Here is a 13,454-nt window from a genome sequence, read left to right as displayed (position 1 = left end):
GCCGTTGCGTATCCCCGCACTTCCCATTCAGCCCTACAACTGACCAATCTGGGAACGGATTTGCTTCACTCACTACCCCACGGTGCCGAGATTCCCCCCTTGTGTGACTGATTGTGGATTGCTAGAAGCGCACAAAGGATCGAATATGCGATGCGCGGACGGTGCGAAGCCTGGCACAAACGAACGACGCCTGATCAGGACGTTCCTGATCAGGCGTCACAGAGGTGTGCGCGGGCCTCAGTCGTTGGTGACCACGGGGTAGCGCGGCTCGTTCTCGGCCATCTGCCGCAGCGCGTCCTTGCGCTCGCGCTTCGACAGGCGGTCGATGTACAGGTAGCCGTACAGGTGGTCGGTCTCGTGCTGCAAACACCGTGCGAAGTAGCCGGTGCCACGGACCTTGACCGGGTTGCCCTTCTCGTCCTGCCCGGTCACCTCGGCGTAGTCCGGGCGGGCGAGCGGCGCGTAGGCGGTCGGCACGGACAGGCAGCCCTCGTTGCTGTCGTCCAGGCGGCGCTTGTCGGCGGGCAGGTCGACCAGCTTCGGGTTGCACACCACACCGACGTGCCGGACACCCTCGTCGTCCTGGCAGTCGTAGACGAAGACCTTCAGATCGACGCCGATCTGGTTGGCGGCCAGGCCCACGCCCTCGGCGGTGCGCTGGCTGGTGAACATGTCCGCGACCAGCTGCTCGAGCTCCTCGCCGAACTCGGTGACGTCCTTGCACTCCTTGTGCAGCACCGGGTTCCCGACGACCGTGATCGGCCGCGAGGTGCCACGCTCACGCCAGGCGTTCTCGCGCTCCTCCGCGTCCTCGGTGTCGATGACGAAGCCCTCGTCGTCCACGGGGAGCACGCCCGCGTGCTGCTGATCGGTGTCCTGCTGCGCCATGACCGACGATGCCTTCCTCAAAAACAGGGGGTGAACTTGCTGATACAGGGTACGGGCCACGCGCCCCCCGAAGGGGCGCGGGGAACTGCGCGACCAGCCACGACGAACCCGCGGCCGGCAACGCCCCCTAGCAGACCTCTTCCAGATCCCGCCAATCCCTGGAGTCCGGACTGTCCGCGACCCACCCGTCCAGCAACCCCCTCACCAGCGAAGCCGGCGCAGCCACCCCGCACTCGCGCTCGGGCACCCACAGCTGCCCGTCGGTGCGATGGCCGAGCGGCCCCGGGTGGCCGGGTTCGCTGTGGTCGTGCGGGTCGAGATGGGTGCCGTCGCCCTCGTCGGACGGCATGCGCGACTCCGAGCACATCCGGCACAGCAGCCGCACGGACGACGACCAGTCCTCCGCGGCGAAGCCCGCGTCGGCGGCCAGCTGCTCCAGCGCGTCCCGGTCGGCCTCGGTCGCGGCCTCCAGCAGGACCACCCAGGTGGGGACGGGTGACGGGGCCCACAGCTCGATCTCGTCGAAGACCGGGAACGCATGCCCGGTGGCCGTGGTCCGCTCCCCGTGGGGCACCCCGTCGTGCAGTACGACCTCGCCCCAGCGTCGCCCGGACGAGGGAAGCGGAATGGACAGCACCTCGACCCGCGCCGGATCGAGCCTGCGTCCCCACACGACCTCGGCCTCGCCCTCGGGCGACAGCCGTACGGCCGCGCTGCCCAGCTCCATGCCGAGCGGCTCCCCGGAGACGGCGGCTCCGCCCGGCACCCGCAGCCCGTAGGCCTGCCAGGCCCGCCGGGCCAGCGGCCAGTCCTGCAGGGCGGTCGCGGCGATACCGACGTTCCACCAGTCAGGTGCCCCGGTCTCCCGGTCGAGCAGCGCCACGGCCCTGAGCCCGGCAGCCCGCGCCTGCTCCCAGTCGTGCCGGAACTTGTGCAGCAGGGCGAGGTTGAACCAGGACTCCGACAGCCAGGGCTCCAGGTCGGCGGCGCGCGTCAGCAGCTCGCCCGCGTCCTCGTACCGGCCGTCGCCGATCAGCGTGAACGCGCGATCTGTGGCCTGCCGCCAGGAGGCGGAGGGCCGGTGCCGTCCCTTGCCGAAGATCCTCACGATTCCCGCCTGCCAGTTCCAGTTCCGCACAGTGGGCTGGCTTGTGCCCCCGGACACCCTCTCCCTCGCATCCAACCACGTACGGCAGGAAGGGCGCTCATTACCCATGGGTTACCCAGCAAGAGGCAGGGTCAGACAGTTGCGCCCGTCACCCGCCACCACCCTGCCCGAGGCTCCCCCGGAGCTCAACGCCCGGGGGAACCCCCGTCGCGCCACACCCTTGATTCCAGAGCACCCGGGCGAGCGACTCCACGACCTCGGGCGCGTAGTCCCCGGCGGTGCCCAGCCGCAGCTCCTCCAGTGCCTTGAGCGGCCCACCGGGTCCTGCTTCCCTGGCCATCTCCTCGTATGCGTTCACGGCCCGTACGATCCGCGCGGCCACCGGCTGCTCCCAGTACGGGTCGGCCTGCCGCTCCACGACCACGGCGACCGCCGCGTCCACCCCGGTCTGCCGTACGACGGCCCCGCCGAGGAGCGCTATGCGCCGCTGCTCCTCCTGGGGCAGCCCGGCGGTGGCACCGGCCGGCACCGGGTCGACCAGGCTGAGCTGACCGATGTCATGCATCAGGGCCGCGTACTCCAGCACGGTCAGTTCGGTCCCGGACAGCCCCAGGTCCCGGCCCACGGCCCCGCTCAGCGCGGCAACCCGACGGGCGTGCCCGGCCGGGGTGTACCCGGCGACCTCGGTGGCCCGCGCGAGTGAGGCGATGGTCTGCCGGTAGGTGGCCCGAACGGCCGCGTACCTGCGCAGGGAGAGCTGGGTGAGCAGCAGCGGCAGACAGAACACCGGCAGCGCCCACAGTCCCGCGACGGCGACCCCCAGCGCCATCACCGCGCCCGTGGCGCACACGGCGGACCCGATCCCGAGCAGCCCCCGCAGCTCGTCCCTCAGCAGCGGGCCGAACGGCCACCGGGTGCGGGCGTGCGCCTGCGCGGCCGCCAGGACCGCGTCGCACAGGGCGGTGAGCACAAGGAGGGCGAGCACCAGCAGGGCGTAGGCCGGTCCGCCCCAGGAGCCGAACACGCCCTGGTTGTAAAGGGGTTGGAAGCAGACGGCGGCGAAGCCAACGGTCAGGACGCGGCGGGCCAGATGGTCGGGGGTGGGACTGCGACCTTGCCAGATGTGCGGCACGCTGCCGAGCAGGGAGGCTGCCAGGACGACGGTGACGACCTGCGCGGCACCGTGCTGGGCGGGACGACCGGCGACCTCGCCGAGCAGGGCGTAGGACAGCGCTCCGGCGGCACCGACGGGCGCGGCCTCCCGCACGCGCGCACCGGTCACCGCGGTCCCCTCCGCCCGGCCGGAGCCGAGAGCCTGGGGGAGGGAGAGCTCGCCGACGGCTATGAGAAGACAGAAGGAGAGGGCGACCGTCCGGTCGCCGATGCCGGTCCACAGGGTGACGGCCAGGGAGCCGAGGGCGAGGACGACGGCGGCGCCGGATATCAGGCGGAGCGGCGTCATCGCCCGGCCCCGGGCCGGCTCGGGACGGGTTCGGGCGGGGGCGCCGCGTGCCGCGTCTCGTCGGCGGTGACGGCGGGATGCCAGCCGTGCCGGGCCAGCGCCCGCGCCAGCGCGGCGACCATCCTGGGGTCGAACTGGGCCCCCGCGCACCGCTCCAGCTCCTCCAGTGCCGTGGCGACCGGCCGGGCTCTGCTGTAGGACCGCGTGGACGTCATGGCGTCGAAGGCGTCGGCGACGGCGACCACCCGCGCGCACTCCGGGATCTGCCCGCCGGCCAGCCCGTACGGATAGCCGCTCCCGTCCAGCCGCTCGTGGTGGTGCAGGATCGCCGCGCGTGCCTCGCCGAGGAAGGAGATGCCCCGCACCACCTCGTGCCCGTACTCGGGATGCAGTTCGATGACCCGGCGCTCCTCGGGGGTGAGCGGCCCGTCCTTGCGGAGCAGCCGGGTCGGGACGCCCAGCTTCCCCACGTCGTGCAAAATCCCGGCGAAGCGCAGCACCTCGACGCGCTCGTCGTCCATGCCCAGTTCACGGGCGATCAGCACGGAGGCATGTCCGACCCGCTCGCTGTGGCCGCGGGTGTACCCGTCCTTGATGTCGACGGCCTGCACCAGCGCGCGGATGGTGGCCTGGTGGGCGGCCCGCTCCCGGTGGTACTGCGCGAAGACCCACCAGGACACGCACATCGGCAGCAGCACGAGCAGCGCGGCGACGGGGCCGTACGGGCTGCGCCACAGCACGGCCATCATCAGTCCGGCCAGCCCGTGCGCCGCGATCGGCGCGAGCGAGCGCGACAGCAGCCCCCGCCAGGCCCGCCGGGCCGGCACCCGCTCGACGAGGGCGAGGATCCCGCCGTCGAGCGCGGCCAGCACCAGGCAGAAGACCAGCACGGCCGCCCCGGCGGGCACGAGCACATAGGGGAAGTGGGATGCCACCACCGCGTCCCGCCCGCCCAGCGCCCAGTGCACCCTGGACGCGCCCCACACCGCCAGCGCCGGCTGGGCGCCCCGCCAGACCCGCCTCAGCGGTGTGGACGGCTGTCCGCCGTGGGAGAGCAGGGCGGCCGGCAGCGGTACGAGCGCGGCGGCGGGCGGGGGCAGCAGAAAGGCCCCGGCGAGCAGGACGGGGTAGAAGGTGCCCGCGAACCGGCGCCGCGCCACGTGCTCGCAGGCCGCGTACAGCGCGGCTAGCAGCGCGATCGCCCACCAGGGTGAGCGGGTTCCGGGCAGCGACAGCAGACAGAACAGAGCGAGAAGGGCGACACAGGTCACGTACACGCGTGCCCGTGCCGGAACCAGCTCCATGACACCCCTCCCCCGACCGTGCGTGCCCAGGCTTCGGAGCCTAGGGCGGGGGCCAGGGGGTCCGCGGGCCGATGACCCGCGGATTAGCACATTCGGGTGATGTCCCCAAGATCAGGACACGGTGTGCGGGCGCGGTGCTCAGGACTCCTGGGGCGTGGCCGGTGAGGCGGTCACGTCGTGCTCCGGCACGGCCTGGCCGGAACGGATCAGGTCGATCCGCCCCATGACCTTGGCGCGCAGGTCGCTGGGCACGTCGTCATGCCCGCAGCACCGCTTGACCAGCTTCTTCACGGCCTGCTCGAGGCCGTACTTCTCCAGGCACGGGGAGCATTCCTTGATGTGCTGCTGGAACTTGTCGCGATCGATGTCCGGCATCTCGCTGTCGAGGAACTCGTAGAGGTGATCGAGTACCTCACTGCAGTCCGTCTCGTGCGGATCTCCGCAGCTCATGAGCCCGAACCTTTCGCTTCGTTCGACTCTCCGGCGCCCGCCGGGACCAGTCCGCGCTCGCGTGCGTAGTCCTCCAGCATGCCGCGCAGTTGACGGCGGCCCCGGTGCAGCCGGGACATCACCGTACCGATGGGTGTCCCCATGATGTCCGCGATCTCCTTGTACGCAAAGCCCTCTACGTCCGCGAGATAGACGGCGATACGGAATTCCTCGGGGATCGCCTGCAGTGCTTCCTTGACGTCCGAGTCGGGCAGGTGGTCGAGCGCCTGCGACTCCGCGGAGCGCAGACCGGTCGACATGTGCGACTCGGCACGGGCGAGCTGCCAGTCCTCGATCTCCTCGGCCGCGCTGCGCTGGGGCTCGCGCTGCTTCTTGCGGTACGAGTTGATGAAGGTGTTGGTGAGGATCCGGTACAGCCACGCCTTGAGGTTGGTGCCCTCGCGGAACTGGTGGAAGGACGCGTACGCCTTGGCGTACGTCTCCTGCACCAGGTCCTCGGCGTCGGCGGGATTGCGCGTCATGCGCAGCGCGGCCGAATACATCTGGTCGAGGAATTCGAGCGCGTCCCGTTCGAAGCGCGCGCTGCGCTCCGCGGACGACTCCGCGCCCATGCCCTGGCCCTCGGGCGGCTCCGCCTGGCCGTTGTCGGTCCCTGCGTCGGTCCCAGTGACCGGACCCACCTCCTCAAGATCCCGGGCGGGACCGAAACCGGTCCCACTCGTTTCGGAGGATAGAACACCACCCGTGCCTGCCGCCGCTCGAATAGGAGCGGCCTTGGCCGCGTGCAGCACCGTCCAGTCCAGGTCAGTGCTGCTGCGACGGCTCGGATCAAACTCTGCCGGGCGAAGCCCGTCCACGGGGTGGTGGTGGGCGACGGGAGGGCATATGGGCGAACCCATGCGGCGGACTTCCTCTCCTACGGCGTCGGTGCCGGCGGTCCAGCACTTCTGTCCGCCACAACAGTTGTCCCGGCCCCGGCATTCCCACCCGTGCGTCACCCAAGTGAGGCGACCCACCGGACGACACCGTCGGTGATGATCTCCAGGGCCCGCTCCTGAGTGATCTCCGCGCGCCTGGGGACCGCGAAGCCGTGATCGCCGTACGGCACCTCTACCAGCTCGTACGCCCCCTCGGGGAACTCGTCCGGCTTGCCGAAGGGATCGTTTCCGCCCTGTACGACGAGCGTGGGCACCCCGGCGCCGAGCAGCTCGTCGGCGCGGGACTTCTCGGGCTTGCCCGGCGGGTGCAGCGGGAAGCTCAGCGCGAGCACGGCGTGCGCGCCCAGCTCCGCGGCGGTGCGGCAGGCGACCCGGGCGCCCGCGCTGCGGCCGCCGGAGACCACCGGCAGCTCCATCCCGGCCAGCGCGGGCCAGATGCCGCGCCAGCCGGTGTCCAGGGTCTTCGGCGCGGGGGCGAGCTTCTTGCCCGCGACCCGCCAGGGCTGCTCGACGAGGGCCACGGTCACGCCGTGCTGCGGCAGCACCCGGGCGAGGGCCTGCAGGTCACGCGCCTCGATGCCGCCGCCCGCCCCATGACTCGCGGCCAGCACCAGCCGCGCCTTCTTCGCCCGGTGCCAGGTGATGCGGGCGGTCCCGGCGTCGGTCTCGACAATCTCGATCACGCTAGAAGAGTGTGCCCGCTTCCGGCCCCTCCAGCTCCTTCAGCAGCTCCGGGCCGTTGTTGCGGACGTTGCTCACGGCGGTGGAGACCGGGTACGCGCGCATCAGGCCGGCCGGGGGCGGCTCCAGCAGGGAGCGCAGGTCCTCCGGGTCCGTGCGGGAGGGGTCCAGCCAGGCGTCCCAGCGGTCCGCCGTGAGCATCAGCGGCATCCGGGGGTGGATCTCGGCGAGCGAGAACGGTCCCTCGGCCGGGGCGACGGCCAGGGGGGTCGTCTCCGCCTCCGTGGTGATCACGGAACAGGTGACCCACCAGGCCTGCGGGTGGTCGTCGGGCAGGGTCCGGTCGCGCCAGAACTCGTACAGCCCGGCCATCGCGAAGACCGAGCCGTCGGCGGGCAGCACGAAGTACGGCTGCTTGCGCGGGCGCTTCTTCTTGCCCTCGACCTCCAGGTCCCGCTCCTGCTTGCCGGTGACCCACTCGTAGTAGCCGTCGGCGGGGATGATGCAGCGCCGGGCCGTGAAGGCGCGGCGGTACGCGGGCTTCTCGTGCACGGTCTCCGCACGCGCGTTGATCATCCGGGCGCCGCCCTCGGGGGTCTTGGCCCAGGACGGCACCAGTCCCCACTTCAGCCTGCGCAGCTGGCGCACCGGCCGTGGCTCTTCGGCGTCCTTCACGGGGCGGTCGAGGACGGCGTAGACCTCCTTGGTCGGAGCCACGTTGTAGTCCGGCTCCAGGGTCTCCTCGGGCTCCCACTTCTCGACCTCGAAGATTCCCGCGAGATCCTCGGGCCGACGACTGGACGCATACCGTCCGCACATGTCACACACCCCTCCGACAGACCGTTCGGTGCCATTGTCGCCGCTCGCCTCGGTGCCGTTGTCACCGCTCACCGCACCCGGAAGACGCCGTGCGCACCCCGTTCCGCGTCGCTCATGACGTGCGTGACGAACGGATAGTCACCGGCCTCCGGGAAGGACAGCTCGACGAATCCACCCGAGGCGGGGGCAAGATCGAGGACCTGCGAGCCCCCGGTCTGCGACCCTCCCCGTCTCAAGTCGTACGCACCCTCACGGAACACCGTGTCGAACTGGCCGCCCACGACATGGAACGCGCTGGACTCGTTCGGCCCGGCCGCCAGCACCCAGATCCGGACGCGCTCGCCGGGCTCGGCGGTCAGTGGGTCGTGATCGTACTGGTTGGCATAGCCGTTGAAGGCGACCATGTCGTAGTCCTTGGTGTTCACCTTGGCGGCGTCGGCCGTGCCGCCCTGCTTGCCGAGGTAGAACTCCGACTGGACCAGCACGTATTCCCGGTCCACCGTGGGCAGGCCGGGCGGGTCGATGATCACCGCGCCGAACATTCCGTTGGCGATGTGCAGGGACATCGGCATGGTCGAGCAGTGGTACATCCAGATGCCGCTGCGGGTGGCCGTGAACCGGTACGTCAGGGACTCGCCGGGCTTGATGGTGCGCATCGGCCGGTTCGGCGCGAGCGCTCCGGCGTGGAAGTCGACCGAGTGGCCGATCGATCCGTCGTTGACGAGGGTGATCTCGAAGGTGTCGCCGACGCGTCCGCGCAGCACGGGCCCGGGGGCCGTTCCGTCGAAGGTCCACAGCTTCTGCCGTACGCCGGGGGCGACTTCTCTCGTCACCTCCTTCACGGTGAACGTCTTCTTGTGCACCTGGTGGCCGGCTCCGCCGGTGGCGGGCGGCAGCTGGGCGTCGCGGGCGGTGAAGCCGGCGGCCGGTTCGGCCATCGGGTCGAACGCGTCCGCGGCGGTGTCGTTCGTGGTCGCGGACGTGTCGTGGCCGCTGTGGTCGTGGGTGGTGGCGCCGCTGTCCGCGGCGGAGTCCGCACCGGCCCCGGTGACGTTCACGGCGAAGACCATCCCCATCTGCCGGTGGCCGACCATGGAGCACCAGCCCTGAAGGTCGCGGCCGACGACTCCCGCGTCCAGCGTGCCCTTCTGTCCCGGGCTGAGCCGGTCGGTGCGGGCGCCGGTCTCCAGCACCAGGTCGTGGGTGTCGGTACCGGTGTTGTTCAGGTTGATGACCAGGCGGTTTCCGGCGGGCACGTCGACGGAGGAGGGCGAGAAGCGCATGTTGTGGATCGTCACCGCGACCGTGGTGGTACGGCCGGTCGGCGTCACCGCGCCCCCGTCGGCGCTCTTGGCGGCGGACCGCTCCGGGATCGGCAGCGACCGCACGTCCGCCGCCCCGCCGCCCGCGACGGCCAGCATCACGACCGCGAGCCCGAGGGCGACGCCACCGAGCACCCGGTGCGGTCGCGCCGGGACCTCGGCCGGAGCCGGAACAGGATCTCCCTGCGCCGCCCTGCGGCGGTTGCGCATCCCCTGTACGACCGTCAGCACGAGCAGCGCCAGGAAGAACAGCAGCATCACCAGCAGCAGCACCGAGCCCGCCACCCGCACCATCGACGGCACCGGCAGCACGCACAGCAGCAGCGCGGCGTTGGTGACGGCCAGCCGGGCCGGCCACGCCCGTTCGAGGCTCGTGGTGGCGGCGCGCACGGCGGCGGGGCCGCCGCCCAGGACCACGGGGACGAGGAAGCTCAGGGCGCCGAGCAGGACCTGGGCGATCCAGCCGGCGGCGAGCGGCGCGGTCAGCAGCGAGGTGCGCTCCCCCACCGTGATCCAGGAGGTCGTGGAGACGAGGATGCCGAACAGGACGGTCAGCGAGCCGGCCAGCCATCCGCATCCCGCGGCCACCGACCACGCGGCGAAGGAGACCGGTGCCTTCGCCCGCGCCTCACGCAGCCAGGGCCGGCCCGCGACGACCAGCCCGGCGGCGTAGACGAGCACGCCAGGGGCGGCCAGCGGCGGCGGGCCGAGCAGGGCACCGGCGACGGTGGCACCGAGTCCGGCGAGCAGGACGGGAAGGGCGGCGCGGCCCGCTCGTTCCGCGCCGTCCGCCACCCGCGTGCGCAGCATCGTCGGCCACAGGGTGATGAGCGTTCCGGCGACGGTGAGGCCGACCCAGCCGAGCAGGTTGATCGTCTCGTGGGCGATGCGCAGCCGTTCAGGCAGATCACCGGCGAGATCGCCGCGGGCCATGATGACGCCGAGCGTGGCACCCACGGGCAGCAGGGCGGAGGCGGCCACGTAGTAGCGCACGGTCATGGAGAACCGGCCGGGCAGCGCCCGCCGCATCAGTCGTACCAGCCATACGGCGTGCGCCGTGACCGCCGTCGCGACCAGGCACGCACCGGCCAGGACGACGTACCACCGGTCGAAGAGCATGCCGCCGATCACGCCGGCCGCACCGGCGTTCAGGCAGACCAGGCGCAGTGCGGCGGGGACGCCCCGGTTCGCCTCGGGCAGCCGCAGGACGGAGGCGGCGAAGTGGCCCGACCAGATGACGATCGCGTTGGTGACCGCCCCGAGCAGCAGCACATGGACGAGCAGCCAGAAGGCGTGCGGCAGGAAGTGGTGGGCGGACCCGACCGCGGCGAAGAGGGCGAGCCAGACGACCACGACCGCGTTCACGCCGAGGTGCCAGCGGGTGCGCGGGGAGCGGCCCGGGGGTTTGGGGGCGGATCCGCTCGCCGTGGAGGGAGACAGGTTCGTGGTCACCGGGGGGTCCTCGGATCGGAGGGCGTGGGCGCGGAGGCGGACGCGGAGGCCGTCGCCGACGCGCGCCGCGTGGCGATGACGGAGGCGGTGGCCGCCGATACGACGAACAGCAGCACGGCGACGATGTTGAGCACCCCGCCGAGCTGCCAGGCGCCCCGCACGTCCCGCAGGTCACCGATCAGCACGCGCAGCGCCAGCGACAGATGCAGCAGCCAGGCCGCCACCGCGAGTGCCGGGTGGTAGGGCAGGGGACGGCGCAGGACGGCGGGCAGGATCACCGGGGCGTGCGCCATGATCATCGACATCACGAAGCCCAGGAACACGCAGTGCACCACCGCGTCGTACCGCGTGCCCTCGGTGACCGGCCCGGTGAACAGCCACAGGGCGCCGGCCAGGCCCAGCCAGGCGTACCCGGCGAGCAGGCACGCCGCGGTGAAGCGGGGCAGGCCGGTGGAGCGCAGCAGCCGGCGGGCGACGTCGTGCACGAAGAGCCAGGCGACCAGGGAGAGCAGTGCGGCGCCGAGCAGTACGGTGCCGATCGCGGGCCACAGCAGGGTGGCGACCACGCCCGCGACGACCGCGCCGACGCTGCCCAGGAACGTCTGTTCCGCCGAGGGCGCCAGCACGGCCACCCGGGCGAGTTCCAGCCGCTCCCCCGCGATGGTCAGCACGAGGAAGGCCACCAGCCAGGGCAGCATGCCCGGTACGTCGATCCCGCCCAGCCACAGCAGCGCCGCGCCCAGTGCCGGCACGGCGCCCGCGGCCTGGGCGAGCAGGGCGGCGCTCGGCTGCCTGCGCCAGAAGCGCACGTAAAGGGCGACCAGGGTCGCGCATCCGACGACGAGCAGCAGCCGGGGTACGACCAGGTCGACCGGAGTGAGCAGCAACAGGCCCCCGGCACCGAGCCCGCCGGGGGCCAGATAGGCCCATGGACGGCCCAGGGCGACGGCGCGTTCCAGCGAGACCAGCGTGCCGGCGAAGCCGAGCACCATCAGCACGCCGTGCACCTGCGGGAGTCGGTCGGCGGTGACCGGGGCCGGGAGGCCGAGCAGGCCGAGGGCGGCGTCGAGACCGGCGAGGAGGCAGAGACCGGCGGCGAGCAGCAGGGGTGCGCGGCGGGCGCCCGTACGCCGGGCGGCGCTGCTGCCGGTGGCGGAGCCGGGCCCCGGGGTCACCGCTCGGCCCCGGGTGTGCGGGCCGAGGCCGGGTGCCCGGCACCGTCCTCACCGTCGGCCTGCTCGGTCAGGCCCAAGTGCAGTCGGCACGCGTCCGGTTCGGCGAACGGCAGCAGCTCGACGTCCTGCGGCGCCACGCCCAGCGCGGCGAGCGCGGACCGGACCAGTCCCTCGTGAACACCGCAGATGACACCGGGGTGTTCACGCGCCGTCTCCACGAACGGACAGCGCCGCAGCCGTACTCGGCGTGAGTCCGCGTCCGCCTCCGGGGCGAAGCCGATCTCCTCCAGGAGGTCCAGCACCCGGGTCCGCGCCTCCTCGGGATCCGCCGTCGGCGTCTGCCTGGCGGTGAGGAGGAGCCCCCACTGCTCGCCTGCCGTGACGGCCTCCTGGTGCGGGTCGGCGCTGGAGCGGGCGATCTGCGCGGCGAGGACGGCGGCGAGCCCGGCGTATTCGCGTGCGGGCGACTCCTGCGGCGGGCGGGCCCGGTAGCGGAAGGCGGGGCGGCCGCGTCCGGAGGGGCTGGACGACTCACGGGTGGCGAGGCCGGCGTCCACCAGGGCGTCCAGGTGCTCGCGGACGGTGTTGACGTGCAGCGCGCACACCTTGGCGAGCGCGCTCGCGGTGACGGGAGCGGCCTGGCCGCGCAGGTACTGCAGAACACCGCGGCGCTGCCGGGACAGCGGTACGCGGTTCGTTCCGCTGCCGGGAAGCGGTCCGTTATTTTCCACGGTCATGTCCGTACTATATTGCAGTATGGGCCCGGACCGAACGGGGACGGGCTGCCGGCCGTTGGAAGGACGACCCTCATGAGCACCCTGACCATCGCATCGGACCCCCAGGACGCGGCGGCCGTCGAAGCCGTCGAGGCGCACCACACGCAACTGGCGGGTGACCTGGCCGGACGGGTCGCGATGCTGATCGCGGCCGCGGAGCGCGACCCGGAGGCGGCGGACCGCATCCGTGCGGAACTGGTCGCCTTCTGCGAGCGCGACCTGGTGCCGCACGCGGCCGCCGAGGAGGAGACCCTCTACCCCGTGGCCCACGACCTGCCCGCCGCGCGCCTCCTGATCGACGGCATGCTCGCCGAGCACCGCAGGATTCACGCGCTCGTCGAGGCGCTGCGCACCGCCGGTTCGGCCGTGCAGGCGGCGACCGACGGCCGGGCGCTGCAGGTGCTGTTCGAGGAGCACCTGGAGAAGGAGAACACCCTGATCCTGCCGCTGGTGGCCGGTTCCCCGGACATCTCCCTCGCCGGACTCCTGGAGGGCATGCACGACATCCTCGGCCACGAGCACGGCCACGGTCACGAGCACGGAGAGACGTCCGGCGGTGGCTGCGGTGGCACCTGCGGCTGCGGCGGTTCGGACGAGACGGACGTGCCCGAGCTTGACGTACGCGACGTCCCGCACTCGCTGCGGCACGCCACGGTGTTCGGTGCGATCGCCGCGGTGCCCTCCGGGCGGGCGATGATCCTGGTCGCGCCGCACGACCCGCTGCCCCTGCTGGGCCAGATCGAGGACCGTCACCCGGGCGCGTTCGCGGTGGAGTACCTCCAGCGCGGCCCCGACGCGTGGCGCCTGCTGCTCACGCACCGCTGACCGCCACGGGCGGGCTACGGCCGGGCGGGCGCGACCCCGGCGAGTCGGCACGCGCTCGACACACGCGGCGCGTTCGGCGCGATCGGCGTGTTCTGCGCGGGCAGTCGTTCGATGGAAGAGCCCCGGATCACTCCGGGGCTCTAACGCTGTGACCTGCACGTTTACCGTCAGGAACGGTCTCTGCCACGTCGGCGTCTCAGATACCGTCCGCGCATACGTGCCACACTGCCAGCCTCCGAACGACCAGAGGGAGC

Annotated in this window: 12 protein-coding genes; 1 reads left to right on the top strand and 11 read right to left on the bottom strand. The window is 72.2% G+C overall.

All coding sequences use genetic code 11. The features are described 5' to 3' along the window. Positions 1–237: 237 nt before the first annotated feature. From def to N8I87_RS26755, 11 genes are all read right to left on the bottom strand, one after another. Entirely contained in the window at positions 238–888 is a 651-nt protein-coding gene (gene def / locus N8I87_RS26805) for a peptide deformylase (RefSeq protein WP_263212390.1), read from the bottom strand. Positions 889–1,015: 127 nt separating this feature from the next. After that, the gene (locus tag N8I87_RS26800) at positions 1,016–1,996 is read right to left on the bottom strand and encodes a hypothetical protein (protein ID WP_263216682.1); all 981 of its coding nucleotides are present in this window, start codon (positions 1,994–1,996) and stop codon (positions 1,016–1,018) included. Between the two features lie 148 nt (positions 1,997–2,144). Continuing rightward, complete coding sequence (locus N8I87_RS26795; RefSeq protein ID WP_263212388.1) at positions 2,145–3,458, bottom strand: HD-GYP domain-containing protein; 1,314 nt, start codon at positions 3,456–3,458, stop codon at positions 2,145–2,147. Continuing rightward, complete coding sequence (locus N8I87_RS26790) at positions 3,455–4,762, bottom strand: HD-GYP domain-containing protein (RefSeq protein ID WP_263212386.1); 1,308 nt, start codon at positions 4,760–4,762, stop codon at positions 3,455–3,457. The genes N8I87_RS26795 and N8I87_RS26790 overlap by 4 nt, the downstream gene beginning before the upstream one ends. 138 nt (positions 4,763–4,900) lie before the next feature. Next, positions 4,901–5,212 (bottom strand): mycothiol system anti-sigma-R factor, encoded by a 312-nt coding sequence (gene rsrA / locus N8I87_RS26785; RefSeq protein ID WP_263212384.1) that lies wholly within the window; start codon positions 5,210–5,212, stop codon positions 4,901–4,903. Beyond that, a complete protein-coding gene (gene sigR, locus N8I87_RS26780) occupies positions 5,209–5,892 on the bottom strand; it encodes an RNA polymerase sigma factor SigR (RefSeq protein ID WP_263212382.1) in 684 nt (227 codons plus the stop codon). Before sigR ends, rsrA begins: the two co-directional genes overlap by 4 nt. A 314-nt stretch (positions 5,893–6,206) precedes the next feature. Further along, positions 6,207–6,833 (bottom strand): alpha/beta hydrolase family protein, encoded by a 627-nt coding sequence (locus N8I87_RS26775; protein WP_263212380.1) that lies wholly within the window; start codon positions 6,831–6,833, stop codon positions 6,207–6,209. A 1-nt stretch (position 6,834) separates the two neighbouring features. Then, positions 6,835–7,650, bottom strand: coding sequence for an SOS response-associated peptidase (locus tag N8I87_RS26770; RefSeq protein ID WP_263212379.1), 816 nt, complete (start codon positions 7,648–7,650; stop codon positions 6,835–6,837). Between the two features lie 68 nt (positions 7,651–7,718). Next, complete coding sequence (locus N8I87_RS26765) at positions 7,719–10,424, bottom strand: multicopper oxidase domain-containing protein (RefSeq protein ID WP_263212377.1); 2,706 nt, start codon at positions 10,422–10,424, stop codon at positions 7,719–7,721. Further along, positions 10,421–11,599 (bottom strand): DUF8744 domain-containing protein, encoded by a 1,179-nt coding sequence (locus N8I87_RS26760; RefSeq protein ID WP_263212375.1) that lies wholly within the window; start codon positions 11,597–11,599, stop codon positions 10,421–10,423. The genes N8I87_RS26765 and N8I87_RS26760 overlap by 4 nt, the downstream gene beginning before the upstream one ends. Continuing rightward, the gene (locus tag N8I87_RS26755; protein WP_263212373.1) at positions 11,596–12,336 is read right to left on the bottom strand and encodes a helix-turn-helix transcriptional regulator; all 741 of its coding nucleotides are present in this window, start codon (positions 12,334–12,336) and stop codon (positions 11,596–11,598) included. Before N8I87_RS26755 ends, N8I87_RS26760 begins: the two co-directional genes overlap by 4 nt. Positions 12,337–12,408: 72 nt before the next feature. On the opposite strand from N8I87_RS26755, the gene N8I87_RS26750 reads away from it, so the two are divergent. After that, positions 12,409–13,200: a DUF2249 domain-containing protein gene (locus N8I87_RS26750; protein ID WP_263212372.1), complete on the top strand. Its 792-nt coding sequence runs from the start codon at positions 12,409–12,411 to the stop codon at positions 13,198–13,200. The last annotated feature ends 254 nt before the right edge of the window (positions 13,201–13,454 follow it).

Source organism: Streptomyces sp. HUAS 15-9 (genome assembly GCF_025642155.1).
Classification (GTDB): Bacteria; Actinomycetota; Actinomycetes; order Streptomycetales; family Streptomycetaceae; genus Streptomyces.
This window is presented reverse-complemented; position numbering and strand designations above follow the sequence as displayed.

Coding starts and splice junctions, on each gene's coding strand:
- def (WP_263212390.1), bottom strand. CDS start 888: ATGGCGCAGCAGGACACCGATCAGCAGCACGCGGGCGTGCTCCCCGTG.
- N8I87_RS26795 (WP_263212388.1), bottom strand. CDS start 3,458: ATGACGCCGCTCCGCCTGATATCCGGCGCCGCCGTCGTCCTCGCCCTC.
- N8I87_RS26790 (WP_263212386.1), bottom strand. CDS start 4,762: ATGGAGCTGGTTCCGGCACGGGCACGCGTGTACGTGACCTGTGTCGCC.
- rsrA (WP_263212384.1), bottom strand. CDS start 5,212: ATGAGCTGCGGAGATCCGCACGAGACGGACTGCAGTGAGGTACTCGAT.
- N8I87_RS26770 (WP_263212379.1), bottom strand. CDS start 7,650: ATGTGCGGACGGTATGCGTCCAGTCGTCGGCCCGAGGATCTCGCGGGA.
- N8I87_RS26755 (WP_263212373.1), bottom strand. CDS start 12,336: ATGACCGTGGAAAATAACGGACCGCTTCCCGGCAGCGGAACGAACCGC.
- N8I87_RS26750 (WP_263212372.1), top strand. CDS start 12,409: ATGAGCACCCTGACCATCGCATCGGACCCCCAGGACGCGGCGGCCGTC.